This window comes from Novosphingobium sp. 1529 (assembly GCF_040544855.1).
Lineage (GTDB): Bacteria > Pseudomonadota > Alphaproteobacteria > Sphingomonadales > Sphingomonadaceae > Novosphingobium > Novosphingobium capsulatum.
The window spans coordinates 479,261-505,234 of sequence record NZ_JBEPKW010000001.1 but is presented as its reverse complement, the minus strand read 5'-3'; the positions used below and the strand labels follow the sequence as shown (position 1 = coordinate 505,234).

Genomic DNA, 25,974 nt, shown 5'->3' with positions numbered 1-25,974 from the left:
GCGCCGAGGAGAACGCCATGGCAGATCACACATCATCCCGCGAATGGGCCGCGCCGGGCTGGCGCAAGGCCGATCACAGCGCCGATATGCGCATGGTGGTGCTGGCGGCGATGGCCATGGTCGTGGGCACCGGCGGCGCGCTGGGTGCCTGGGCGCTGATGCGGTTGATCGCCATCGCCACCAACCTGTTCTGGTTTGGCCGGCTGTCCACGGCGCCGGTCGTTCCCGGTGACGCCCATCTGGGCGTGTTGATCGTGGCAGTGCCGGTGGTGGGCAGCCTGATCGTCGGCGTGATGGCGCGCTATGGCTCTGACAAGATCAGGGGCCACGGCATTCCCGAGGCGATCGAGACGATCCTCTATGGCGAAAGCCGGCTCTCGCTCAAAGTCGCGTTGCTCAAGCCATTATCGTCCGCCATCTCGATCGGCAGCGGTGGCCCGTTTGGCGCGGAGGGGCCGATCATCATGACCGGCGGCGCGATCGGTTCGCTGTTTGCGCAGTGCTTTCATCTCAGCGCGGCCGAGCGCAAGACACTGCTGGTGGCGGGCGCTGCGGCCGGGATGACCGCGATTTTTGCCACTCCGCTCGCTGCCGTGCTGCTGGCGGTGGAAGTGCTGCTGTTCGAATGGAAGCCGCGCAGCTTCGTGCCGGTGGTGATGGCCGCGCTGGTGGCCCATGCCTGGCGGCCGCTGCTGCTGGGCGCGGGGCCGATGTTTGCCCTGGCGGCTGGCGTGGCCCCGGTACCGGGCGTGGTGGGCCTGGCCGGTGCCCTGGCGCTGGGCGTGGTTGTCGGGCTGGAAGCGGCGGCGCTGTCGTGGCTGCTTTATCGCGTGGAAGACCTGTTCCACCGCCTGCCGCTGCACTGGATGTGGTGGCCGGCGCTTGGCGCGGTGGCCGTGGGCCTGGGTGGCCTCGCTGATGCGCGCGTGCTGGGTGCGGGCTATGGTACGATCCAGGCGCTGCTGGATGGCGCCTTGCCGGTGCGGGTGGTGATGACGCTGTTGTTGCTGAAAGCCACGGTGTGGCTGGTGGCGCTGGGATCGGGCACATCGGGCGGTGTGCTGGCGCCGCTGCTGATCCTGGGCGGCGCGGCCGGCTTTTTGGCGGGCCAGGTGCTGCCCGGTGGGGCGGCGGCCTGGGCGCTGCTGGGCATGGCCGCGATCATGAGCGGCGCGATGCGCGCGCCCTTGACCGGCGCCCTGTTTGCCGCAGAACTGACCGGGCGGTTCGACCTGCTGCCCGCCGCTTTGCTGGCCGCAGGGGCCGCCTATGGCGCCAGCGTGTTGATCATGCGGCGCTCCATCCTGACGGAAAAGATCGCGCGCCGTGGCCGGCATATCCTGCAGGAATACACCGTCGATCCGCTCGATCTGGTTCAGGCCGGGCAGATCATGGCCCAAGGCGTCGATACCCTGCCCGGCACGATGACGATCGCGCAGGCGACGCAATTCCTGTCGGGCCCGGCGCGCTATCGCAGCTATCCGGTGGTCGATGCTGGCGGGGTGCTGCTCGGCATGGTGTCGCGCGCCGATGCGCTGCGCTGGCAGGGCGACCTGGCCCTGGCCGAGGTGCGCCTGGCCGATGCCGTGTCTGACGCCGGGCAGGTGGTGGTGCATGCCGATACGCCGGCGGGCGCGGTGGCCGATCTGATCCTGGAAAGCGGCGAGGGCCGCCTGCCGGTGGTGGAACCGGGCAGCGGCCGCGTAATCGGGCTTGTCACGCGGCACGATCTGCTCAAGGCACGCGGCCGCGCGCAGCAGGCCGAAACCGGCCGCAGCCGCTTTGCCGCCATGCCTGCCTGAAGAGACACGCCGCCAATGACCGAGCCTGATCCTATGCCAGCGCCCTTGGGCGACGAAGACTATGCGGCGCTGGCCGATTTTCGCTTTGCGCTGCGCCAGTTTCACGCCTTTAGCGAGGCGCACGCCCAGGCCGCCGGCCTCACCCCGCAACAGCACCAGGCGTTGCTGGCCATTCGCGCCGGGCAGGCCGGCACGGTAACCGTGGGCCATGTGGCCGAGCGGCTGATCCTCAAGCCCCACAGCGTCACGGGCCTGATCGATCGCCTGGTCGCGCTGGGCCTGGTAGAGCGGCGGCCGGCTCCAAACGATCGCCGCCAGGCGCTGCTGGCGTTGACGCCGCAGGCCGATGCGGCGCTGGCGGCGCTTTCGGCGGTGCACCGTGAAGAGATCAGGCGCTTGCGGCCCATGCTGACGGCGCTGTTGGCGCGCGTTGACCGCATCGGCGGCGCGGCGCAGGAGGGATAAGGGACAATGCACGGGGGAGACTACGGGGCGTGAGCACAAGCGCGCGTTGGCATGGTGCCTTTGGCTGGGCGGGGGTGCAGCCGCGCCCGGCGGCCTGGCGGCTGGTTCATGCCTTTATCGGTGCCGTGTTCGGCATTTTCATCACGGGCTTTGTCATGCATCGCTGGGCCGCCGGGCAGGCGGTATCGGTGCCGCTGCTGGTGGCGCCGATGGGCGCTTCGGCCGTGCTGCTGTTCGGCGTGCCGGCCAGCCCGCTGGCGCAGCCCTGGGCGATCATCGGCGGCAACACGGTTTCGGCGCTGTGCGGCATCTTCTGGGCGCGATCTTTAGGCGATCCGACGCTGGCAGCCGGCCTGGCGGTGGCGAGCGCCATTGTGATGATGAGCCTGCTGCGCTGCCTGCATCCGCCCGGCGGCGCCGTGGCGCTGACGGCGGTGATCGGTGGCCCGGTGATCGCGGCGGCAGGCTGGCATTTCGCGCTGATGCCAGTGGCCATCAACTGCCTGCTGCTGGTGGCGGCTGGCTGGCTTTATAATCTCGCCACCAGGGGCAATTATCCCCACCATGTTCGCGCCGTGGCAGACCCTGCTACTGCGCCGGCCGCCGGCTACACCATGGCGGACGTGGAAGCGGTGCTGGCGCAATACGATGAACTGCTCGACGTCAGCAGCGAAGACCTCGACGCGCTGTTTCGCCAGGTGGAGGGGCGCGCCTATCGCCGCCTGCACGGGGTTATCCGCTGCGAACAGATCATGCGGGCTGACGCCACCACGATCGCCCCCGACGCGCTGTTGGATGTGGCGGCGCGCACGCTGGCTGCCCATGGCGAAAGCCTGCCGGTGGTGCGGGCCGACGGCCATGTTGCCGGCCTGTTGCGCGCCGACCAACTGGCTGTGGCCGCCGCCAGCGCTGGGCAGGATGCAACGGTTGCGTCTGTGATGGACGCAGCCCCGTGCCTGGCTAGCCCGGATCGCGCGATCGATGAACTGCTGCCGATCCTGTCGGGCGGCTTGCACCGCGAAGCCGTGGTGGTGGACGGGCAAGGCCGCTTCCTCGGCCTGATTGCCCAAACCGACCTGCTTGCCGCCCTGTGGCGCGGGCACATTGCCGAGGAAATCGCGCGGCATGCGGGATAGGGCGTTGCAGCGATGATCCAAAGGTTCAAGCGGGACCCCGGATCAAGTCCGGGGTGACGGTAAGTTCATAGATTACCTATATTTCCTCGTCACCCCGGACTTGATCCGGGGGCCAGCTGTTTTGTCGGCGCATCCCGTCAGGCGAACCCCTACCGCGCGGCGGCCTGGCGCAGCCACGCGTTGACTCGCGCCACGTCGGCGGGAAGGGGGCGGGACAGCGGCTCTACCAGATGGTATCCACGCGGGCTTGATAGCGGTCGCTCGGTCAGGCGCACCAGGTTGCCGGCGCGCACCAGATCGTCGATCAGCGGGGACCAGCCCAGCGCCACGCCCTGGCCGAGCATCACGGCCTGCAACACGATCTGATAGTTGTTGAACGCCAGTTCCTGCTTGGTGGCGGGCGGTGGCACGCCCATGCCGGCAAACCAGTCTGCCCAGTCGAACCAGCGGGTTGGCCCCGCGCCGCGCAGATGCAGCAGGCGCATGCCGGCCAGTTCTGCCGGGGGCAGCGGGGCTGTGCGCGTGCCGAGATAGCTCGGCGCGCAGACCGGAAAGACCTCTTCGGCAAACAGGCGATGGGCGCGGCAACCGGGCCATTGGCCATTGCCGAACAGCACGGCAAGGTCGAACTCGGTGCCCAGCGCGTCGCTTGTGCCCTGCCAGGTGATCAGGCGGATTTCCACTTCGGGCATCAGGTCGCTCAACTCGCCGATGCGCGGCATCAGCCACCATGCGGCAAAGCCGAAATCGGTGAGGATCGTGACAGTGCGGGTGCCCTTGTGCCGCCGCGCGCTGGCCACGCCGCTGGCCAGGGACTGCAGCCCTTCTTCCACGCGCGGCAGCAGCCGCTCTCCCGCCTGCGTCAGTTCCACGCCGCGATGGTGGCGGGCAAACAGGGTCACGCCCAGTTCTGCCTCAAGATGGCCGATATGCTGGCTGATCGCGGCCTGGGTCATCGCCAGTTCGCGTGCCGCGCCCGAAAAGGTGCCGCGCCGGGCCGCGGCCTCGAACACCAAAAGGCCGCGCAGAGGCAGGCGTGCATAGGTTCCAGGCGCAAGCTCCACTTATGCCCCCTTAAGCAGACAACGGCTTCACCGCTGCTCTGCCTTGGTTCTAGCTTATGCCTTGCGATTTGCCAGAAGGGATTGATGGGGATGACCGAGGCGCCGAATTTTCTGTTCCTCATGGCCGACCAGATGATGGCCGATGCCTTGCCGTTCATGGGGCAATGGCCGGTCCATGCGCCAAGGCTGGCGGCGCTGGCAGAACGTGGCGTGGTCTTTGCCAATGCCTATTGCCCCAGCCCGCTGTGCGCGCCCTCGCGCTTTTCGCTGATGGCCAGCCAGTTGCCCTCGCGCATCGGTGCCTATGACAATGCCGCCGAATTTGCCGCCGATACGCCCACGATGGCGCATTATCTGCGCGCCGGCGGGTGGCACACGATCCTGGCGGGCAAGATGCATTTCGTTGGCCCCGACCAGTTGCACGGGTTTGAAGAACGGCTGACCACCGACATCTATCCCGCCGATTTCGGCTGGACGCCCGACTGGTCGCGCCCCGATCATCGGCCAACCTGGTATCACTCGATGGATTCGGTCGTCACTGCCGGGCCGACGGTGCGCACCAACCAGATCGATTTCGACGAGGAAGTGGTTTTCACCACGCGGCGCAAGCTGTTCGACATTGCGCGCGATCCGGTGAAGCGGCCGTTTTTCCTGGTCGCCTCGCTCACCCATCCGCACGATCCCTTTGCCATCCAGCGCCGCTATTGGGACCTCTATGACGGCGTCGAAATCCCCATGCCGCGCATCGGGCGCGATGACGTGGTTGATGATCCCCATGCGCAGCGGCTGCGCCATGTGTGCGGCACCGACCTGATGCCGGTGACCGAGGAACAGGTGCGGGCCGCGCGGCGCGCCTATTTTGGCGCGATCAGCTTTGTCGACGAACAGTTCGGCCTGATCCTCGATACGCTGGAAGAAACCGGCCTGGCTGAAAACACCGTGGTGGTGGTGAGCGGCGACCATGGCGAGATGCTGGGCGAGCGCGGGCTGTGGTACAAGATGAACTTCTTCGAAAACGCCGCGCGGGTGCCGCTGCTGGTCCATGCCCCGGCCCGCTTTGCCGCGCGGCGGGTCGAGGCGGCGGTATCCACGCTCGATATCCTGCCCACGCTGCTCGATCTGGCAGGATTGCCGCCCGCCGATGCGGCCCCGATCGACGGGCACAGCCTGGTGCCGCACCTGCGCGATGAAGACGGCCACGACCTGGCGCTGGGCGAATACCTGGGCGAAGGGGCGATCGCGCCAGTGGTGATGATCCGGCGCGGAGACTGGAAGTTCGTGCACTGCCCGACCGATCCTGACCAGCTTTACAACCTGGCCGACGATCCTGACGAGACCTGCAACCTTGCCGCTGAGCCGGCCCAGGCCGATCGCGTGGCGGCCTTGCGCGCGGAAGTGGCCGAGCGCTGGAACCTGCCGCTGATCGAAACGCAGGTGCTGGCCAGCCAGAAACGCCGCCATCTGGTGGCGCGGGCCAATGCGGCCGGGGCCTTGACCCATTGGGACCACCAGGTGCCGCGCGATGCCTCGCGCGAGTATATCCGCGCGCATATGGATCTGGAATTGCTGGAAGCGGTTGCGCGCTTCCCGCGCGTGCGCTTCGATTGATCGCCTGGCAGGCCAGCGCATCGCGCACATACGGGGGGAGGCGGCAATGGGGGTAGCGATGGCAGGATCGGCCGATGCGGCCCCTGGCACTGTGGCGGCGGGATCTGGGGGCCCGCGCCCGGCGCTCTCGCTCGCGGCGATCGGTGCGGGCACGGCCGCGGCGCATATCGGCAACAATTTCACCACCTTCCTGGTGGGCGGGTTGATCGATGCCTATGGCTTTACCGCCGGGGCGATGGGCCTGTTCGCGATGCTGGAAACGCTGGCCTATGGCGCGGCGATGCTGGGCGTGGCGCGTTGGGGCAACCGGCTGGCGCCGCGTTGGTTGGCGCTGGGCAGCACGGTGCTGGTGGTGGCGGCCCAGGCGCTTTCCGGGCTGGCCGGATTGCTGCCGCTGCTGCTGGCCGGGCGGCTGGCCACCGGCTTTGGCTTTGGCGTGATGAACGGGGCGGTCAACCTTGCCGCCGGGCGCACCGCGCATCCGGCGCGGGCCATTTCGGTGGGGATCGCCTGCCAGACCGTGCTGTTTGCCCTGGTCAACATTGCCTTGCCGCAAGTGGCGGCGCGCCATGGCCTGATGGCGATGTTTGGCGCGCTGGCTGGTCTGTCCTTGCTGCTCGGCCTGGGCACGCTGGCGCTGCCGGCCACGGCCCTGCCCAAGCCTGCCGGCGCGAGGGCGCAGCGGCCGATCAGCCCGGCGGGATGGCGCCTGTTGCTGGCCATGGGCCTGTTTGCCGGGGGCAGCCTGTCGATCTGGCCGTTCATGGAACGCGCCGCCCACGCCATTGGCCTGCCCGCCACCACGTTTGGCTGGTTTCAATCGCTCGCCACGATCACCAGCGCCCTGGGCAATGCAGCGCTGGCCGTGGCGATCACCCGCCTGCCGCGCCGCGCGCTATTGGGCGGTGGGCTGATTGCCTGTGCGCTGTCGTGCGCGCTGTTGACCACGGCGGGCATTGCCTGGGTCTTTGCCGTGGCGCTGGTGGTGTTCAATGCCAGCTGGTTCATCGCCTATCCGATGTTGCTGGGCCTGGCCTATGACCAGGAACCCGATGGCCGGCTGGCGGTGATGATGACGGCCACCTGGCTGCTGGCGCAATCGGTCGGCGCGCTGGGGGCGGGCCTGCTGGCCGATGCCACGGGATCGTTTGCCGGGGTTGGGCTGGTGGGGTTTGCCGGTTGCGCGCTGGCGCTGGGCCTGGCCATGCCGCTGGCGCGCGCCCGGCCGCACTGTCCCTGAGATGGTCTGCGCCCTTGACAGTGTGGCTGGGGCGCTCTCTGTGCTGGGGGAATGACCGCCGCTGCCGATCCTTCGCCGCCCGCCCTGCCGATGCACGAGCGCATCCGCCAGGAAATCGAGGGCCGCATCCTGGCCGGTGACCTGCGCCCGGGCGAACGCATCCCCTCGGAACTGGAACTGATGGCGCACTATGGCTGCGCGCGGATGACGGTGAACAAGGCGCTGTCACGTCTGGCGGAAAGCGGGTTGCTCGATCGGCGCAAGCGTGCCGGCACATTCGTGGCGCGGCCGCGCACGGTTTCCATGGTGCTGGATATTCCCGATCTGGCGCAGGAAGTGCAGGGGCGCGGGCAGGCCTATGGCTTTCGCCTGCTGTCGCGCAGCCTGGGCGATACCGCCAGCGATGCGGAAGCGGCGGCCGAACTCGGCCCGGTCGGCCCGATCCTGCGGCTGTCGGGCCTGCACCTGGCCGATGGCGCGCCGCTGGCATTGGAAGAGCGCGTGATCAACCTGGCGCTGGTTCCCGGCATGGCCGAGGTGGATTTCACCACCGATCCCCCTGGCGGCTGGCTGTTGCGGCACATTCCCTGGACCGAGGCGGAAAACCGCATCGGCGCGGTGTCGGCCAGCCGCGACCAGGCGCGCGCCCTGGGCGTTGCTGCGGGTGCCGCCTGCCTGGTGGTGGCGCGGCACACCTGGCGCGGGGCCGATAGCGTCACGTTCGTGCGTCAGACATTCGTGGCCGGCGCCTATGAACTCGTGGCGCGGTTCGGCCCGACCCGATAAGCCGTGATCTTGCGCTGATCCTGCAGATGCTGCACGATCAGCGCATGGATAGGATCGATCACCGCATTCTTGCGCATCTTCAGGCCGATGCCTCGGCCAGCCATGCCGATCTGGCAGAGGCGGTGCACCTTTCGCCCTCGCAATGTTCGCGCCGCATCGCCCGCCTCCGCGAAACCGGGATAATCCGGGGGCAGGTAGCCCTGCTCGACGAAGCGGCGCTGGGCCTGGGGGTCGAGGCCTATGTCACCGTGACCATGGCGTCCTATGCGCGCGAGGTGGTGGGCGGCTTTCACGAGCGAATTGCCGGCCTGCCCGCCGTGGTCGATTGCTGCGCCCTGACCGGGGACGCGGACTATCTGCTGCGCATCGTGGCGCACGATTTGGCCGCCTTCACGACCCTGCTCAACGAAGAGATCCTGGGCCATGGCGATGTGGCTAACTTGCGCTCGTCCATCGTGCTCGACCGGATCAAGCGGACCACCGCGCTGCCATTGCCTGCGCCGCATGGTTGACGCGTTCAAGGGCTCCGTTATGCGCTGATCACGCAGGCATAGGCGGTTTTACGTCCAACTTCGCGCGGACCGTGCATCGCCTTTGGGCTAGAATGTCTCCAAACACGGTGGCTGCCGCGCCGGCACGCCCCTGCTGGTGGAGAGACACGCGCCATGGCCGCATCGACCGATCTGTTTGAAAACCCCCTGGGCCTCGACGGGTTCGAATTCATCGAATTTGCCAGCGCCGATCGCGGCAGCCTGGGCCCGGTGTTCACCGCCATGGGCTTTACCCACATCGCTAACCACCGCAGCAAGGATGTGGAACTGTGGCGGCAGGGCGGGATCAACCTGATCGCCAACTATGAAAAGCGCAGCCCGGCTGCCTATTTTGCGGCCGAGCATGGCCCCTCGGCCTGCGGCATGGGCTGGCGTGTGCGCGATGCGGCCAAGGCCTATGCCGCCGCGCTGGAACGCGGGGCAGAGCCGGTCGACGTGAAGACCGGCCCGATGGAACTGCGCATTCCCGCCATTCGCGGCATCGGCGGATCGATCATCTACCTGGTCGATCGCTATCACGGCGGGCAGTTCGGTGACCTGTCGATCTATGACATCGATTTCGTCTATCTGCCGGGGGTGGATCGCCAGCCGGTGGGCGCGGGTTTCCACACGATCGATCACCTCACGCACAATGTCTATGGCGGGCGCATGGCGCACTGGGCCAGCTTCTACGAGCGCGTGTTCGGTTTCCGCGAGATCCGCTATTTCGATATCAAGGGCGAATACACCGGCCTCACCAGCCGGGCGATGACCGCGCCCGATGGCAAGATCCGCATCCCCCTCAACGAGGAATCGCAAAAGGGTGGCGGCCAGATCGAAGAGTTCCTGCGCGCCTACAATGGCGAAGGCATCCAGCACATCGCCTTTGCCTGCGACGACCTGATCGCCGGCTGGGACACGCTCAAGGCCAGCGGCACCCCTTTCATGACGCCGCCCCCCGCCACCTATTACGAGATGCTGGAAGAGCGCCTGCCCGGCCATGGTGAGCCGGTGGCCGAACTGCAGAAGCGTGGCATCCTGCTCGATGGTTCGACCGTGCAGGGCGATCCGCGCCTGCTGCTGCAGATCTTTTCGGAAACGCAGATCGGCCCGGTGTTCTTTGAATTCATCCAGCGCAAGAAGGACGAGGGCTTTGGTGAGGGCAATTTCACCGCCCTGTTCGAAAGCATGGAGCGCGACCAGCTGCGCCGAGGTGTGCTCAAGGTGGGGGAGGATGCGTGATGGACGCGATGTCAACCGCTGCGCCTGACAGCACGGCGCTGAACACGCAGCCCCCACTGCTCGGCGGGGTGCATCACGTTGCGTATCGTTGCCGCGATGCCAAGGAAACAGTGGAGTGGTACGGCCGCGTGCTGGGCATGGCCTATACCACGGCCTTTGCCGAGGATCATGTGCCGTCGACCGGCGCGTTCGATCCCTACATGCACGTGTTCCTCGATGCCGGCGCGGGCAATGTGCTGGCTTTCTTCGAACTGCCCAACCAGCCCGAGATGGGCCGCGATCCGGCAACGCCGGCCTGGGTGCAGCATCTGGCGTTCAAGGTGGCTGATGAAGCCACGCTGCTGCGCGCCAAGGCCCATATCGAGGCGCAGGGCATCGACGTGCTTGGCCCCACCTGGCACGGCCTGTTCAAGTCGATCTATTTCTTCGACCCCAATGGCCATCGCCTGGAACTGGCCTGCGATATCGGCACGGCCGAACAGGTGGAGATGGCCCGCGCCGTGGCGCCGGCCATGCTGGAGGAATGGGCGCAGACCCGCCGCGCCCCGCGCCACGCCGCCTGGCTGCACGCGCAGCCGGACGAGGGCAACCAGGCATGATCGACCACACCCACGATCCCCGCGCACAAAGCTGGGTGGACGGCGCCGCCGGCCATCCCGATTTCCCGGTGCAGAACCTGCCGCTGGGCGTGTTCTCGCACAAGAATGGCGACACGGCCCCGCGCATCGCCACCGCGATCGGTGATCATGTCGTCGATCTGGCGGGCCTTGCCGCCGATGGCGCGCTGCCGGCAGGCCTGGCCACGGCGCTGGCGCAACCCACGCTCAACGCCCTGTTCCGTCTGGCCGAGGCAGACCGCGTGGCGCTGCGTCATGCGCTGTTCGCGCTGCTGTCGAGCGAGCGTTGCCGCCTGAAAGTGACGCCGCATCTCTATCCGGCGGCCGATGTCGTGCTGCATCTGCCGTTCGCGATTGGCGATTACACCGATTTCTATGTCGGCATCCATCACGCCACGGCCATCGGCAAGCTGTTCCGCCCCGACAATCCCTTGCTGCCCAACTACAAGCATGTGCCGATCGGCTATCACGGCCGGGCGTCTTCGGTGCGGGTTTCGGGCACGCAGGTGGTGCGGCCATGGGGCCAGCTCAAGGCGCCCGATGCCGATGCGCCCGTCCATGCCCCGTGTCGGCGCCTGGACCACGAGCTGGAACTGGGCCTGTGGATCGCGGGCGACAATGATCTGGGCGCGCCGGTGCCGATCGGCACAGCGTGGGAGCGGATCGGCGGCGTCTGCCTGCTCAACGATTGGTCGGCGCGCGATATCCAGGCCTGGGAATACCAGCCGCTGGGGCCGTTTTTGGCCAAGAACTTTGCCACCACGGTCTCGCCCTGGGTGATCACTGCCCAGGCACTGGCCCCGTTCCGCACCACGCCACAGCCGCGGCCGGCAGGCGATCCGCAGCCCATGCCCTATCTGCGCGAGGAGGGCGAAGGCGCCCTGGCGATCACCCTGGAAACCACGCTGCACACCGCCGCCATGCGCGCGGCCGGGCTGCCGCCGCACCGGCTCAGCCACGGCAACAGCCACGCGGCGATGTATTGGACGCCGGCGCAGATCGTGGCGCACCATGCCTCGAACGGTTGCGATCTGCATGCCGGCGATCTGCTCGGCACGGGCACGCTGTCTGGCCCCACGCCCGAAAGCGCGGGCAGCTTGATGGAACTGAGCCAGGGCGGCAAGGCGCCGCTGCCCCTGCCGGGCGGGGAAAGTCGCACTTTCCTGGAAGACGGCGACGAACTGGCGCTCCATGCCCGGGCAGAGCGGGATGGTTTTGCCACGATCGGGTTTGGCCCTTGCGTGGGGCAGATCATGCCGGCGCGCCAGCCGTGGGCCTGACGCTTCACGGCTATTGGCGTTCCGGCGCGGCCTGGCGGGTACGCCTTGCGCTGGCGCTCAAGGGGCTGGAGCATGCCACCTGCGCGCACGACTTGCGCACCGGTGCGCAGCGGGCCGATGGCTATCGGCAGCTCAATCCGCAGGGCCTGGTGCCCGCGCTCGATTGTGGCGAGGCCGGCGTAGCGCCGCTGACGCAGTCGCTGGCGATCATCGAATGGCTGGAGGAAACCCACCCGGCGCCCGCGCTGTTACCGGCCGATGCGCTGGGCCGCGCGCGGGTGCGGGCGATGGCCCAGATCATTGCCTGCGACGTGCACCCGCTGGGCAACTTGCGCGTGTTGCAGGCTCTCAAGGGTGATATCGGCGCCAGCGAAGACCAGGTGCAGGCCTGGCTGGCGCGCTGGATGGGCAATGGCTTCGCCGCGCTGGAGGCCATGGTCACGCGCTGGGGCGCCGGCTTTGCCTATGGCGATGCGCCGGGTCTGGTCGAATGTTGCCTGGTGCCGCAGCTTTACGCCGCGCGCCGCTTTGGCGTGTCGCTCGATGCCTTTCCCCGCCTGGTGGCGATCGATGCGCGCTGTGCCGCGCTGCCCGCCTTTGCCGCGGCGCATCCTTGCGTACAGGAAGACGCCGATCAGGCGTGATCGGCGGGTGATGCGCCCGGTGCCTCGGCCACGACCGGCGGAAACGGAAAGCGCCCGTCCTGCACCACCTGTTCCAGCGCGCTGGCGTTGAGGATCAGGCCGCTATCGGTAACGATGCGGAAGCTTTTGCGCGTGTCGATGTTCCAGCGCAGCATCAGGCGGACGATCTTGGCCAGCGGTTCGGGCCGCACACTTTCCACTTTAATGAAGGGCTTGGGCTCGGCCTCACTGTGTGTGGCAGACCATTCAAGCCAGGCACGCTGCGTCCAGTCGATGGTCATGACCGCCCCCCATTATTGCGGTGCAAATGAAACTAAATGCACAGCAAAAGTTGTGGTCCCGTGTCAAACCTTAGACATTTCGGCAGATATTGCAATCGGCCGTCCCGCAAACCCGGCTTGGATTGTAATATTGCGCTGCGCTGCAACAATAATAGCGGCGGTGCGCAAGGGCTTGAACACCTGGTCTTTCCGTGAAAAGAACAAGTTCGATGCCCTAACGATTGTGATGATCACGACGCAGGCGGGAGAGGACGATGATGGTCAAGCAGAGCAAGCGCCGCCGCGTGGTGCAGGCAGCCATTCCCGGAGCAGTGCTGGTTGGCTTGCTCGCCGTGCCCGGCCTGGCGCAGGCGCGCGGGGCAACATCGGTTCCACCGGCATCTGGGTCGGGCCTGGCGCAGCGTTGCCCGCTGATGGCGGGTATGCGCTTTGCTCCGGCCGATGGCGGGCGCCCGGTGCAGATCATGGCCGCGCAGGTCGTGCCGCCAAGCGCGGCAGGGCAGGGTGCACAGGGAGAGGCGCAGCCGGCGTTGCCTGCCTATTGCAAGGTAAGCGGGGTCATCGATCCGCGCAAAGGGGCCGATGGCCGCGCCTATGGCATCCGCTTTGAAGTGAACCTGCCGCTGGCGTGGAACGGCCGCTTTCTGTTGCAGGGCGGCGGTGGCCTCAATGGCTCGGTCCGCCCGGCGGTGGGGGGCGCTGCGGCAGGCGCGGTTCCGGCCCTGGCGCGGGGCTTTGCCGTTGCCAGCCACGATAGCGGGCACCAGGGCGCGGTGTTCGACGCCTCGTTTCGCACCGACCAGCGCGCGACGCTCGATTTTGCCCAGGCGGCGGTTCCGGCGGTGGCGCAATTGGGCAAGGCGATTGCCACGCGGTTCTATGGCCGCGCGCCGGCGCACAGCTATATGGCGGGCTGCTCCACCGGCGGGCGCGAGACGATGTTGGCGATGGAGCGCTATCCCGCGCTGTTCGATGGGCTGGTGATCGGCGCGCCGGCAATGCGCACCGGCTTTTCCAACCTGGGCACCACCTACGCCAAGGTCATGTTCAACCAGGCCGCGCCGCGCGATGGGCAGGGGCTGCCGCTGCCGGACAAGGCCTTTTCCGCCGCCGACCGCCAGACCATCCGCGCCGGTCTGCTGGCACAGTGCGATGGCCTGGATGGTCGGGTGGATGGCATGATCATGGCCGTGGCGCAGTGCCATTTTCGCCCGGCCGCGTTGCAGTGCCACGCCGACAAGCAGGATGGCTGCCTCAGCGCGCCGCAGGTGGAGGCGCTGGACCGCGCCTTTGCCGGCCCGCGCGATGCGGCCGGCCGCGCGCTCTATGCGCCGGTGCCCTTTGACACCGGCGTGGTCGATACGTCAGCGCCGGTATCGGGCTATATCGCCGATGGCCGCACCGACATCCTCGGCCCGCCCAACCGCGATCTCACGGTAGATCTGGATGCGCGCGCCGCCGCGATCCGCGCCGATTGGATGCAGGCACTGACCGACACCGACGGCTGGACCGATCTCGGCTCGTTCCTGGGCCACCAGGGCAAAGTGCTGTTCTATCATGGGGTCAGCGATCCGTGGTTTTCGGCGCTCGACACGCTGGATTACTGGAAGCGCGCGGGCAAGACCAACGGCGCGGCCTGGGCGCAGTCCAGCCGGTTCTACATGGTGCCGGGCATGGCCCATTGCCAAGGCGGCGATGCGTTTGACCGCTTCGACCTGCTTGGCGCGGTGGTCGATTGGGTGGAGCGCGGCGAGGCGCCCGCAGCCGTCGTCGCCACGCGCAGCCAGGGCATCGCGGCACGGCCGCTATGCCCTTGGCCGGGGTATGCCCGCTACAACGGCGGCGATCCCGATCGCGCCGAAAGCTATTCCTGCGCCGAAGCGCCCGTGGCAGGAGCAGCGGCGGCAGCGGGAGGCTGATCGCTCCACCGCCCGCCCACGGCCTGGGCCAGGGCGATGGCGGCAGTCTGGCGATCGATCACCGACTGGATTTCGGTCTGTCGCGCCGACAGCGCTGCGGTTTGCGCGGTGATGACCGAGGTGTAATCGACGATGCCGTTGCGATACTGGTTGTTGGCAATGGTTTCGGCCTGGCTCGCCGAAACGGTCGCCTCTGCCCGGCGCTGCGCCACTTGCGCCAGCACGCGTGTTCCGGCCAGGTTGTCTTCCACCTGCTGGAACGCGGCCAGCACCGTCTGGCGATAGGTTGCCACAGTCTGATCATACTGCGCGCGGGCCTGGACCACGGCGCCATGCCGCGCCCCGAAATCGAGCAGCGTCATTGCCCCGCTCAAGCCCAGCGACCACAGGCTGGTGGCGGCGCGGAACAGCTGGCTGATCACGCTGCTGTTGGTGCCCACGCTGCTGGACAGCGTGACTTGCGGGAAATAGGCCGCCTTCTGGATGCCGACATTGGCATTGGCGGCCGCCACGCGGCGTTCGGCGGCGGCAATGTCGGGGCGGCGCTGCAGCAGGGCGGCCGGCACCTGGGCCGGGATTTCCGGCACGACCGGCTGCCAGTCGACTGCCGGAAGGGCAAAGGTCGACGGGTTTTCGCCCACCAGCACGGCAATCGCGTGTTCGAGCACGGCGCGCTGGCGATCGAGATCGGCGCGGGTGGCCTGCGCGTTGCTCAGCGTGGTCTGCGCCTCGAACACGTCGGCGTGGGACACTGTGCCGGCCTTGTACTTGTTGGTGGTGATGGCCAGGGCGCGGGTATAATCGGCCACGGTGCGATCGAGCAGCACGCGCTGCGCATCGATGCCACGCAACTGGACATAGTTGGTGGCGAGTTCCCCTTGCGCAGACAGCGTGGCATTGGCCAGATCGCCTTCGCTTGCCTGGGCGCTGGCCTTGGCCTGGTTCACCGTGTTGCCCAGCCGCCCCCACAGATCAGGCTCCCAACTCGCACCGATCGAGAGGGAATAGCGCGAGACGGTGGCGCCGGTGGTGGTGGTCGAAACCCCAGTGCCACCGGTCACGTTCTGGCCGGCGAAATCCTGCGAGCGGGTGCCGCTGGCAGACGCGGTAAGCGAGGGGAACAGCGCCGAACGCTGCACCTGCACCAGCGCCCGTGCTGCCTGGTAGGCAGCGCGATAGCTGGCCACGTTCTGGTTGGTGACCGCTACCTTCTGTTCCAGGCTATCGAGCACGGGATCGCGGAACAGATCCCACCACGCCCCGCGCGCCACCGCATCCGAGGGCGTAGCCACGGCCCAGCCGGGCTCTTCCTTGAACTGTGGCGGGATCGCCACCGTGGCGGGCGGGCGATAGGCTGGCGCCATCGAGCAGCCGGCCAGGACCAGCGGCAGCGCCATGCCGGGAATGACGAGCGCGGAAAAGCGGGAGAGGGGCGCGCGCATCAGGCGGGTACTCCTTGGATCGGGGCCGGCGGGGCCGCGCGGCGTGGACGGCGGCGGCGGAAGCGGTCGAGCGCGAGATAGACCACCGGCGTGGTCATCAAGGTCAGCACCTGGCTGGCGACCAGGCCGCCGAAAATGGCGATGCCGAGCGGGCGGCGCAGTTCGGCGCCATCACCAAAGCCGATGGCCAGCGGCAACGCGCCCAGCGCGGCGGCCATCGTGGTCATCAGGATCGGGCGGAAGCGCTTGAGGCAGGCCTCGCGCACGGCCTCTACCGGGGAAAGACCTTCGTTCCGCTCTGCCTCCAGCGCGAAATCGATGATCATGATCGCGTTCTTCTTCACGATACCGATCAGCAGGATGATGCCGATCAGGGCAATGATGTCGAACTGGCCGCCGCTGGCGATCAGGGCGATCATCGCGCCAACCCCGGCCGAGGGGATGGTGGACAGCGCGGTGAGCGGGTGGATCGCGCTTTCATAGAGGATGCCGAGCACGATGTAGATCGCCACCAGCGCCGCCAGGATCAGCAGCGGCATGCTGGCGGTGGACTGGGCAAAGACCTTGGCCGTGCCACCGAATTCGCCGTGGACCGTGGCGGGCAAGGCCAGGCTCGCCTGCACCTGCGCGATCAGTTGCGAGGCCTGGCCCAGCGACACGCCCTGTGGCAGGTTGAACGAGATCGTCGCCGAAGGCTCGCCATCAGAGTGGCTGACCTGCGCGTCGGTCGATCCCGTGCTCCACCGTGCGATCGCCGAAAGCGGCGTCATCGTGCGGGCCGTGGTGCTGACCGCGCTGCCGCTGGCAACCAATGCGCCGCCGGCCGCCGCGCCGCCCGATCCGGTGAGATTGGCCGCGGAACTGGCCGAACTGATCGCGCCGGCCACCGGCAGGTAGATGTTGTTGAGCGCCTCGGGCGAGCCGTTGAACTGGCGATCGGCCTCCATCACCACGTGATACTGGTTGAGGCCGGAATAGATGTTGGCAACCTGGCGCTGGCCAAAGGCATCGTAGAGCGTGGCATCGACCGTCTGCATCGGGATGCCCAGCCGCGCGGCGGCATCGCGGTCCACCTCGACAAAGGCGTCGGCGCCGGCATCCTGCTGGTCGATATCGACGTCGGTGATGAGGTCCGGATGCGTCTTGAGCGCATCGACCAGCTTTTGCCCGGCGGCCTGCAACACGGCGGCGTGATCGGCCTTGAGCACGTATTGATAGGTGCTGTTGGTCTGCCGCCCACCGGCCTGGAGGTCCTGCACCGGATTGAGGAACAGGCTGACCCCGCGCACGCGCGCCAGCTTGGGCCGCAGACGCCCGATCACCTCGTTGACCGGCGGGCGTTGCGAGCGGTCTTTGAGCGTGGCGAACAGGAAGCCACCACCCGCGCGCGAACCGCCGGCAAACGAGACCACGGTATCGACCGCGGGATCGGATTTGACGATCCGGGTAATGCGCGTGAGCTTGTCCTGCAGGTCTGAGAACGAGATCGACTGGTCGGCGCGTACGCCGCCCATCAGGCCGCCGGTATCCTGCTGCGGGAAGAAGCCCTTGGGCGCGATGGCGATCAGCCAGACATTGAGCGCCACGGTCAGCACCAGGACCAGCATGACCAGCCCACGATGCGCCAGCGCCCAATCGAGGTTGCGGGCATAGCGCGCTTCGGACCATTCAACCCAGCGCTTGGCCGTGCGCATCACCCGGCTGTCGCTTTCGCGGCCATCGAGCAGGCGCGCGGCAAGCATCGGCGTGGTGGTGAGCGACACGACCAGGCTGATCGCCACGGCAACCGACATGGTCAGGGCAAATTCGCGGAACAGGCGGCCGACCAGGCCACCCATGAAAATCAGCGGCACGAACACCGCCACCAGGCTGACCGAGATGGACAGCACGGTAAAGCCCACCTCGCGCGCACCCTTGAGCGCGGCGGATAGCGGCGACATGCCATGTTCCACATGGCGGCTGATGTTCTCCACCACCACGATGGCATCGTCGACCACGAAGCCTGTCGCCACGGTCAAGGCCATGAGCGAGAGATTGTCGAGCGAGAAGCCCGCCAGGTACATGACGCCCAGCGTGCCGAGCAGCGAGGCAATCACCGCCGCGGCCGGGATCAGCGTGGCGCGCCACGATTGCAGGAACAGGCCCACCACCAGCACCACCAGCAGCGTGGCGATCAGCAGCGTCACTTCCACCTCGTGCAGGGAGGCGCGGATCGTGCGGGTGCGGTCCGATCCGATCGACAGGTGGATATCGGGCGGCAGGGCGGCCTGCAGCGCCGGCAGTTGCGCCTTGAGCGCATCGACCGTTTCCACGATGTTGGCGCCGGGCTGGCGGCTGATCAGGATCGGCACGGCGCGCTTGCCGTTGAACAGGCCGATCGTCCGAATGTCTTCCGGGCCATCGGTGACAGTGGCGATGTCAGACAGGCGCACGGCGGCGCCATTGCGCCAGGCGATCACGGTATCGCGGTAATCGGCGGCGTGGCGGCCGGCCTGGTTGGAATAGACCTGGAAACTGCCGTTGCCGGTATCGAGCACGCCACGCGGACGGTTGGCGCTTTCCGACTGGAGCGCGGTGCGCACGTCTTCGAGCGCGATACCGGCCCGCGACAGGGCCAGCGGGTTTACCTCGATCCGCACCGAGGGCAGCGCCGCGCCGCCCAGCTCGACATTGCCCACGCCCTGCACTTGGAGCAGCTTTTGCTGCACCACGTTGGACACCGCATCATAGATTTCGGACGGGCTGCGGGTATCGGAAGTGAGCGCGAGGATCAGCACCGGCGCTTCGGCCGGGTTGGCCTTGCGATAGCTGGGATTGCTTTTGAGCGTGGCCGGCAGATCGGCGCGCGAGGCGTTGATCGCGGCCTGCACATCGCGCGCGGCGCCGTCGATATTGCGCGACAGATCAAACTGCAGGGTGATCTGGGTTGACCCCACGCCCGATCGCGAGGTCATTTCGCTGACCCCGGCAATGGTCCCCAGATGCCGCTCCAACGGGGCGGCGACGCTTGCCGCCATCGTCGAAGGGCTGGCGCCAGGCAGGTTGGCCTGGACCATGATCGTGGGGAAATCGACCGCCGGCAGCGGCGCCACCGGCAGGTTGAAGAACGCCGCCACGCCCGCCAGCATCAACCCGATGGTGAGCAGGAGGGTGCCGACCGGGCGCCGGATGAAAGGCGCGGAAACGTTCATGCGCGGCCCGGTTCCTGGGTGCTCGGTTCCTGGGACGGCGTTGCGGCCCCGCGCGCGGTTTCGCGCCGCTCGCGCCAGCGTTCAAGGCCCAGGAAAATCACCGGCGTGGTGAACAGCGTCAGCACCTGGCTGAAGATCAGGCCGCCGGCGATGGCGATGCCCAGCGGCTGGCGCAATTCGTGCCCCATGCCGCCGCCAAAGATCAGCGGCAATGCGGCAAACAGCGCGGCGAACGTGGTCATCATGATCGGGCGGAAGCGCAGCAGCGCGGCCTGGCGGATGGCGTGCGACGGATCGGCGCCTTCCTCGCGCATCGCCTCGAGCGCGAAGTCGATCATCATGATCGCGTTCTTCTTGACGATGCCGATCAGCAGCACGATGCCGATGATGCCGATCACGCCCAGCCCCGATCCAGTCAGCCACAGGCCGAGCAGCGCGCCGATCCCGGCCGATGGCAGCGTCGAAAGGATCGTGATCGGGTGGACGAAGCTTTCATAGAGCACGCCCAGCACGATGTAGACCACCACGATCGCGGCCAGGATCAGCCACAACTCGTTCGAGAGCGACGATTTGAAGGCCGAGGCAGCGCCGGCAAAATTGGTCGATACCGCGGCGGGCATGCCAATGGTCTGCTCGGCATGTTCGATCACCGAGACCGCCTTGCCCAGCGACACGCCCGGCGCCAGATCGAACCCGATCGTGGCCGAGGGGAACTGCGCCTCGCGCGAGACGACGAGCGCGGTGGGCCCGGTCGTGATCGTGGCGATGGTCGAAAGCGGCACGGTGGTGCCGCCCGGCAGCGGAATGCGCAGGTCACCCAGCGCCTGCGGGCTGGTGACCGAGCCAGGCTGCGCTTCCAGGATCACGCGGTTCTGGCTCGACTGGGTGTAGATGGTCGAAACGATGCGCTGGCCAAAGGCATCGTAGAGCGCGTTGTCGATCGTCAGCACCGAGAGGCCCAGACGCCCGGCGATATCGCGGTTGATATTCACCGTCACTGCCTGGCCGCCGCCCATCACGTTGGACGTGACGTTTTGCAGATGCGCGTCGTCCTTGAGCGCCGCCGCCAGCTTTTCGCCCCACTGGTTGACCACTGCTTCGTCCGCGCCTTGCAGCGAGAAGCGATAGGCATTGACCCCGGTGGAGGTGTCGATGGTGAGATCCTGCACCGGGCGGAAGTAGGTCTTGATCCCCACGATCCCACTGGTCGCCTGGGTCAGGCTGTCGATCACATGGGCAAGATTGCCGCGATCGCCCTCGCTCTTGAGGTTGACGACCATGCGCCCCTGCGAAAGCGTGGGGTTCTGCCCATCGACCCCGACCGAGGAACTGAGGCTGTCGACCGCCGGATCGGCCAGCAGCGCCTGCGCCACCTGGCTTTGCAGCTGGGTCATGCGGGTATAGCCGATGTCCTGCCCGGCCACGGTCGTCACTGCGATCTGGCCGGTATCCTGTTCGGGAAAGAGGTCCTTGGGGATGATCCAGAACAGCAGCGCCGTCACCGCAAGCGTGCCGGCAAACACCGCCATGGTCAGCCCGCTGCGCGCCATGACCCAATCGAGCGCGGTCATGTAGCGGGCGGCGAGGCGGTCGAACCAGTTGCGGGTGGCCTGCGTCACGCGATACTGGCGCTCTTCATGCTCGGGCTTGAGCCAGCGCGCCGACAGCATTGGCACGAGCGTGAGCGCGACGAGTGCCGAGATCAGGATCGTCACCGCCAGGGTCACGGCAAATTCGCGGAACAGGCGGCCAACCACGTCGCCCATGAACAGCAGCGGGATCAATACGGCGATCAGTGAGACGGTCAGCGAGATGATCGTAAAGCCGATCTCGCTTGCCCCTTTGAGCGCAGCCTCGAATGGGCGCATCCCGTCTTCGATATGGCGCGCGATGTTTTCCAGCACGACGATGGCATCGTCAACCACGAACCCCGAGGCGATGGTCAGCGACATCAGCGTGAGGTTGTTGATCGAGAAATCGAGGAAATACATCGCTGCAAACGAGCCGACCAGCGAGAGCGGCACAGCAATGCTAGCCACCACCGTGGCGCGCAGCGACCCCAGGAACAGGAAGATCACCAGCGTGACGAGCACCACGGCCAGGACAAGTTCCGTGCGCACATCGGACACCGAGGCGCGGATGCCAGCGGTGCGGTCGGTCAGCACGGTCACGTGCACGTCGGCCGGCAACTGCGCCTCAAGCTCGGGCAGGGATGCCTTGATCGCGTCGACCGTGCCGATCACGTTGGCACCGGGCTGGCGCTGCACATCGAGCACGACCGCCGGCTGGCCATTCATCCACGAGGCGATGCGCGTGTTTTCCGTGGCCTGGACCACTTGCGCCACATCCGACAGCCGCACCGGCGCGCCATTGGCAAAGGCGACGACCAGGTTGCGATAGCTGGCGGCATCGCCCAACTGGTCGTTGGCGTCGATCGTCCAGCTTTTGGTCGGGCCGTCAAAGCTGCCCTTGGCGGCGTTGGCATTGGCATTGGCAATCGCGCTGCGGATCGATTCCAGCGACAGGCCGCGCGCGGCCAGCGCGGGCACATTGGCCTGGATGCGCACGGCGGGGCGCTGCCCGCCCGACATGGACACCAGGCCCACGCCCGAAACCTGGGCGATCTTGTTGCTGAACTGGCGTTCGACAATGCCTTGCACTTCGCCCAGCGGCCGGCTTTTCGAGGTGATGCCCAGCGTCAGGATCGGCGCATCGGCCGGGTTGACCTTGGCATAGATCGGCGGCGCGGGAAGATCGGTGGGCAGCAGCGTATTGGCTGCGTTGATGGCCGCCTGTACTTCCTGCTCGGCGATATCGAGCGACAGATCGAGGCGGAACTGCATGGTGATCACCGATGCCCCGGCCGAAGAGGCCGAGGTCATCCGTGTCAGCCCGGGCATCTGCCCGAACTGGCGCTCCAGCGGTGACGTGACGGTCAGCGCCATCACATCGGGGCTGGCGCCGGGATAGAGCGTGGTGACCTGGATCGTCGGATAGTCGACCTCGGGCAGGGCCGAGAGCGGCAGCATGCGATAGGCCACCAGGCCCGCCAGCAGGATCGCCACCATCAACAGCGTGGTCGCCACCGGGCGCAGGATGAACAGCCGGGATGGCCCGCCGGGTTGGGCAGGGGCCTGCTCAGGCAGATCGGACGTGCTCATCCCGCGTTTCCGGCATTGGCGCCGCGGCGGTGATGGCCATTGCCACCTTGGCCGCCTGCGCCGCCATTACCTTGGCCACCGCCGCGCTTGCCACCCTTGTTGATGCTGGCGCCGTCTTCCAGGCCATCAGCGCCTTCGATCACCACCTGGGTGCCGGCCGTCAGGCCCGAAAGGATCGCCAGCTTGTCACCAGAAGAGGGACCGGTCTTGACCACGGTGAGCTTGACCGTGTTGTCGGGCTTTACCACGAAGACGAAATCGCCCTGGCTGCCGTGGCGCACCGCGCTGACCGGTACGGTCACCACGTCATGCAGCGTCTGAACCAGCATCGACACGTTGACGAAGGCGCCGGGGAACAAAACATTGCCGGCATTGGCAAAGCGGGCCTTGGCCTTGACCGTGCCGGTGGTGGCATCGACCTGGTTGTCGAACGTCAGGAAGCGGCCGGTGGCCAGGCGATTGCCGTTATTCTGATCGTTGGCGTCAACCGGCAGGCCACTGCCTGCGCCGGCGGTCTGCCCGATGGCGGAAAGTTGCGCCTGGGGCAGGGCAAAGCTCACGTCGATCGGATCGACCTGGGTGATGATCACCACACCGTTGGTGTCCGATGGCGTCAGGTAGTTGCCGATATCGACCTGGCGAATGCCGACGCGGCCCGAAATCGGCGCCTTGATCGCGGTGTAGTCCAGGTTGAGCGCGGCCGTGCCGATGGCGGCGCGATCGGCTGCCACGGTGCCGACCAGTTGCCCCACCGTGGCGCGCTGGGTATCGACCTGCTGGCTGGCGATCGAGTCCTGCTTGAGCAGGGTCTGATAGCGATTGAGATCGAGCCGTGCCGACGTCAGCTGTGCCTCGTCACGCGCCAGATTGGCGCGGGCCTGTTCCAGCGCCAGGCGATAGGGGCGGGGATCGATCTGGGCGAGCACCTGGCCCTGGCGGACCATCTGCCCTTCCTGGAACATGATCTTGAACAGCACGCCTGACAGCTGCGTGCGCACCGTGGCGGTAACCAGCGGCTGCACCGTTCCCAGCGCGGCCACCGTCACCGGCATGTCGGCCTTGGTCGCCGGCGCGATGTTCACCGCTGCCGGCGGACGCCCGCCGCGCTTGTCTCCGCCGCTCTTGGCCACCCATCGAGCACCCAGGGCAACCACCACGAACACGGCAATGATCGCCAGGGCGATCAGAAGCGTGCGCTTGCGGCTGCTGCGGGGGGGATGTTCGGACGTTACGTGATCCGGAGAAACAGGTGTACTCGCTTCGTCAGCGTTCATCTAGCAAACCCTTGCATGCCCTGCGACTCGATAGTCCCGGATCGAGTTCTCGCGTTCTTCCGCCATGGCCCCGCGCGGTGCAAGCTGTCTTGTTTCCCAAGTTGTATCAGATTGCCCCGGCGATCTTACTTTCGGTTCTGGGCGGAACGCGCGGCGATTTCGCAGCCAAGTCGGGATCGCCCGCAAAGGTTCCCGGCGCAAAGCGATTCATGTGCAAATAACGCGGAGAAAAGCCGGAGAGCTGGGCCAGCCGATCCGGATCGGGCAGGGTGATATGGCGCCCGTGCCAATGCAGCAGGCCGCGCCCGCGCAGATCCTGCACCACGCGGTTGACGTGAACCGATGTCATGCCGGTGGCTTCGGCCAGGGTCACCTGGGTGAGCGGGGTGGCAAAGCGCCCGTCTGCTGCCAGGCCCAGGGCTGCCAGCCGATAGTGCAACTCGCATAGCAAGGCGCCGATCCGTGCCAGGGCCGGGCGCGCGGCAAGGTTGAGTGTCCATTCGCGCTGCATGCCCAGCATGGCGCAGGCATCAAACGCCATGGCCTGGCGCAGGCAGTGCGAGCGCAGGCAGGCGCGATCGAACACTTCGGGCGCAATCAGCGCGCAGTGCATGTCATTGAGCGCGCCGATCGAATGGTCCATTGCCTCGGCCGCCAAGGCATCGGGATTGCACAAGTCTCCCGGCAGCAGGAACGCCACGACCTGGCGCCGGCCATCCTCCAGCAGTTTGTAGCGACAGCCCCAGCCATCGATGACCAGCTTGACGAAATGGATCGGCTCGCCTTCGCGGATCAGGTCGGCTCCAGCCGGAACCAGCCGCCCTTCGCTGCGCAACAGGCCGTCGATCTGCGTCCGGGCCTGAAGGTCCAGTTCGACGTAGCGCGCAAATTTGGCCTGAAGGGGATTCATGCTGGCCTGTTCTGCAATCGGCCGGGGAACACCTTCCCCGATGCCTATCGCAACACCCCATCGCCCCAGTGGTTCCCCATCTCATCACAGGTTGTGATGCGTGCCCTATGGGCGTGCTGCGGGGTTTTAATGGCCTGCCCGCAAAAGGATATCTACCCATGGCCGATCGTTCTGCACCCCAGCCCGCCATCCCCCCGCGCACGGTGCGCGGCGCCCATTGCCCATTCCGATCAGCGTTCCGGCCAACAATCCTCGCATGAGGAAGAACGCGACAACCCCGGCCAGCTTACCGGCGGCACCGGCGGGGTAGGCGCGCCGCCGCCGACCGAGGTGCCGATCGATGAACCGGTGCCCGATCCCATCCCGCTGCCACCGGGCAGCCATGGCAAGGAAGGAATCGACGGGCCGGAAAGCGCGGCATAGGCGTCTCTGCATCCGAAGCCGACGCGGCGGAAACGGCCCGGGAAGGCTTTCCCGGGCCGCGTTCAACCGACGTTGCTCGTTCGCGCTCAGCGCCCGCGTGAGCTGTCTGGCGCCTGGGCTTCCTGCCCGCCGATCTGGGCCAGCATGTCGGCATGGCGGCCTACCACTGGCGCGATGGCGTTGGCGGCCGCTCGCAAGGCCGGTTTGTCGCCCTTGTCGGCATAGGCGCGATGCAGCGCCAGTGCCGCCGTGTGGGCATCGCGTTGCGCAGCCAGGTACACGTTCTGCGCTGTCTCCCCCTGCGCCTGGCGCAACCCGTCGAGCGCGGCCGCCTGGGTGTAATCGAGCGCCGGTGCCGGCATGGCCAAGCCATCCTGGCGCGCCGCCTGGGAGAGCCGCGCGGTGGAATGCGTATGGTCGGCAATCATCATCCGGGCAAAGCTTGCCACCTTGGCGCTGGGGGACTTGGCCAGGATCAGGCGGGAGGATTCGATCTCGAACCGGTCGCCCGCGGCGGCCTTGGCCAGGTAGGTCGGCGCGTCAAGCGGCGCCATGGTGTCGGCAGGCGATGGGGGTGCCGTCGGCTGGGTTGGGGCCAGGCCCTGCGCCGTAGCAAGCGAGGGCAGCAGCATGGCACAGGCAGCCACCGGCGCGAATGGAAATCTGGGCATGATACTCTCTCCTTTGGGGCAGTCTCGCTGATCCGGCCGTCAATGCCGGCTGGGCGAGGGCGGCACGCGAATGGCTTGCGGGCTGACGCTGCCGGGCAAAAGGCGCGGCCGCAGATCCGGGTCGGGCAGCCGTTCCTGCCAGGGATGCAGCGGCACGGGCGTGGTCGGGCGGTGCGTAGTCGGGCGGGGCGTCGTCGGGCGGGGCAGGGCGGGCATGGCAACCGCGCAGGTGGGCTGGGGCTGGGTCATCTTGGAACTCCTGGGAGGATGTACCAACAAGCCCTGACC

22 protein-coding genes are annotated in these 25,974 nt (G+C 67.3%); 13 read left to right on the top strand and 9 right to left on the bottom strand.

Translation table 11 applies throughout. The features are described 5' to 3' along the window. The first annotated feature begins 17 nt into the window (after positions 1–17). From ABIC78_RS02290 to ABIC78_RS02280, 3 genes are read left to right on the top strand one after another with little or no spacing between them, the layout of a single operon-like run. The gene (locus ABIC78_RS02290; protein WP_354487576.1) at positions 18–1,802 is read left to right on the top strand and encodes a chloride channel protein; all 1,785 of its coding nucleotides are present in this window, start codon (positions 18–20) and stop codon (positions 1,800–1,802) included. A gap of 15 nt (positions 1,803–1,817) precedes the next feature. Beyond that, a complete protein-coding gene (locus tag ABIC78_RS02285; protein ID WP_245652530.1) occupies positions 1,818–2,267 on the top strand; it encodes a MarR family winged helix-turn-helix transcriptional regulator in 450 nt (149 codons plus the stop codon). Between the two features lie 29 nt (positions 2,268–2,296). Beyond that, the gene (locus ABIC78_RS02280; RefSeq protein WP_245652529.1) at positions 2,297–3,403 is read left to right on the top strand and encodes an HPP family protein; all 1,107 of its coding nucleotides are present in this window, start codon (positions 2,297–2,299) and stop codon (positions 3,401–3,403) included. Positions 3,404–3,552: 149 nt separating this feature from the next. Here ABIC78_RS02280 and ABIC78_RS02275 read toward each other — a convergent pair whose 3' ends face one another. Beyond that, positions 3,553–4,467, bottom strand: a complete 915-nt coding sequence (locus tag ABIC78_RS02275; protein WP_022678150.1) for a choline sulfate utilization transcriptional regulator — start codon at positions 4,465–4,467, stop codon at positions 3,553–3,555. A 90-nt stretch (positions 4,468–4,557) separates the two neighbouring features. Between ABIC78_RS02275 and betC the strand changes: the two genes are divergently transcribed. From betC to maiA, 8 genes are all read left to right on the top strand, one after another. Next, positions 4,558–6,075, top strand: a complete 1,518-nt coding sequence (gene betC, locus ABIC78_RS02270; RefSeq protein WP_354487573.1) for a choline-sulfatase — start codon at positions 4,558–4,560, stop codon at positions 6,073–6,075. 58 nt (positions 6,076–6,133) lie between these two features. Beyond that, the gene (locus ABIC78_RS02265) at positions 6,134–7,315 is read left to right on the top strand and encodes an MFS transporter (RefSeq protein WP_171798310.1); all 1,182 of its coding nucleotides are present in this window, start codon (positions 6,134–6,136) and stop codon (positions 7,313–7,315) included. A 51-nt stretch (positions 7,316–7,366) separates the two neighbouring features. Beyond that, positions 7,367–8,101, top strand: a complete 735-nt coding sequence (hutC, locus tag ABIC78_RS02260; protein ID WP_022677598.1) for a histidine utilization transcriptional repressor HutC — start codon at positions 7,367–7,369, stop codon at positions 8,099–8,101. Between the two features lie 44 nt (positions 8,102–8,145). After that, a complete protein-coding gene (locus ABIC78_RS02255) occupies positions 8,146–8,613 on the top strand; it encodes an Lrp/AsnC family transcriptional regulator (RefSeq protein WP_354487570.1) in 468 nt (155 codons plus the stop codon). A gap of 153 nt (positions 8,614–8,766) precedes the next feature. Further along, positions 8,767–9,873 (top strand): 4-hydroxyphenylpyruvate dioxygenase, encoded by a 1,107-nt coding sequence (hppD, locus tag ABIC78_RS02250; RefSeq protein ID WP_022677600.1) that lies wholly within the window; start codon positions 8,767–8,769, stop codon positions 9,871–9,873. Between the two features lie 8 nt (positions 9,874–9,881). Continuing rightward, positions 9,882–10,472, top strand: a complete 591-nt coding sequence (locus ABIC78_RS02245) for a VOC family protein (protein ID WP_051146431.1) — start codon at positions 9,882–9,884, stop codon at positions 10,470–10,472. After that, the gene (gene fahA / locus ABIC78_RS02240; protein WP_354487567.1) at positions 10,469–11,770 is read left to right on the top strand and encodes a fumarylacetoacetase; all 1,302 of its coding nucleotides are present in this window, start codon (positions 10,469–10,471) and stop codon (positions 11,768–11,770) included. The genes ABIC78_RS02245 and fahA overlap by 4 nt, the downstream gene beginning before the upstream one ends. Then, positions 11,767–12,414, top strand: a complete 648-nt coding sequence (gene maiA / locus ABIC78_RS02235; protein ID WP_354488116.1) for a maleylacetoacetate isomerase — start codon at positions 11,767–11,769, stop codon at positions 12,412–12,414. Before fahA ends, maiA begins: the two co-directional genes overlap by 4 nt. On the opposite strand, the gene ABIC78_RS02230 is transcribed toward maiA, so the two are convergent. After that, positions 12,405–12,695 (bottom strand): hypothetical protein, encoded by a 291-nt coding sequence (locus ABIC78_RS02230; RefSeq protein WP_107716563.1) that lies wholly within the window; start codon positions 12,693–12,695, stop codon positions 12,405–12,407. The genes maiA and ABIC78_RS02230 overlap by 10 nt on opposite strands. A gap of 254 nt (positions 12,696–12,949) precedes the next feature. Here ABIC78_RS02230 and ABIC78_RS02225 point away from each other — a divergent pair, with 254 nt between their 5' ends. Then, positions 12,950–14,614: a tannase/feruloyl esterase family alpha/beta hydrolase gene (locus ABIC78_RS02225; RefSeq protein WP_354487565.1), complete on the top strand. Its 1,665-nt coding sequence runs from the start codon at positions 12,950–12,952 to the stop codon at positions 14,612–14,614. Here ABIC78_RS02225 and ABIC78_RS02220 read toward each other — a convergent pair. The 5 genes from ABIC78_RS02220 to ABIC78_RS02200 all read right to left on the bottom strand — a co-directional run bounded on the left by ABIC78_RS02220 (position 14,560) and on the right by ABIC78_RS02200 (position 24,592). Then, positions 14,560–16,056: an efflux transporter outer membrane subunit gene (locus tag ABIC78_RS02220; RefSeq protein WP_354487563.1), complete on the bottom strand. Its 1,497-nt coding sequence runs from the start codon at positions 16,054–16,056 to the stop codon at positions 14,560–14,562. The genes ABIC78_RS02225 and ABIC78_RS02220 overlap by 55 nt on opposite strands. Then, positions 16,056–19,247 carry an efflux RND transporter permease subunit gene (locus ABIC78_RS02215; protein WP_054130360.1) on the bottom strand — a complete coding sequence of 1,064 codons (3,192 nt, stop codon included), beginning with the start codon at positions 19,245–19,247 and terminating at the stop codon, positions 16,056–16,058. Before ABIC78_RS02215 ends, ABIC78_RS02220 begins: the two co-directional genes overlap by 1 nt. Further along, positions 19,244–22,408 (bottom strand): efflux RND transporter permease subunit, encoded by a 3,165-nt coding sequence (locus tag ABIC78_RS02210; protein WP_107716562.1) that lies wholly within the window; start codon positions 22,406–22,408, stop codon positions 19,244–19,246. Before ABIC78_RS02210 ends, ABIC78_RS02215 begins: the two co-directional genes overlap by 4 nt. Further along, positions 22,405–23,682: an efflux RND transporter periplasmic adaptor subunit gene (locus tag ABIC78_RS02205; RefSeq protein ID WP_022675192.1), complete on the bottom strand. Its 1,278-nt coding sequence runs from the start codon at positions 23,680–23,682 to the stop codon at positions 22,405–22,407. Before ABIC78_RS02205 ends, ABIC78_RS02210 begins: the two co-directional genes overlap by 4 nt. A gap of 106 nt (positions 23,683–23,788) precedes the next feature. Next, positions 23,789–24,592 carry a Crp/Fnr family transcriptional regulator gene (locus ABIC78_RS02200; protein ID WP_022675193.1) on the bottom strand — a complete coding sequence of 268 codons (804 nt, stop codon included), beginning with the start codon at positions 24,590–24,592 and terminating at the stop codon, positions 23,789–23,791. A gap of 129 nt (positions 24,593–24,721) precedes the next feature. On the opposite strand from ABIC78_RS02200, the gene ABIC78_RS02195 reads away from it, so the two are divergent. After that, positions 24,722–25,015, top strand: a complete 294-nt coding sequence (locus ABIC78_RS02195; protein WP_354487560.1) for a hypothetical protein — start codon at positions 24,722–24,724, stop codon at positions 25,013–25,015. Positions 25,016–25,101: 86 nt separating this feature from the next. Here ABIC78_RS02195 and ABIC78_RS02190 read toward each other — a convergent pair whose 3' ends face one another. Together ABIC78_RS02190 and ABIC78_RS02185 are read right to left on the bottom strand one after the other, a co-directional pair. Next, on the bottom strand, positions 25,102–25,686 hold the full coding sequence (locus ABIC78_RS02190) for a DUF4142 domain-containing protein (RefSeq protein WP_354487558.1): 585 nt from the start codon (positions 25,684–25,686) through the stop codon (positions 25,102–25,104). A gap of 39 nt (positions 25,687–25,725) precedes the next feature. Next, a complete protein-coding gene (locus ABIC78_RS02185) occupies positions 25,726–25,935 on the bottom strand; it encodes a hypothetical protein (RefSeq protein WP_354487556.1) in 210 nt (69 codons plus the stop codon). Positions 25,936–25,974: the final 39 nt, after the last annotated feature.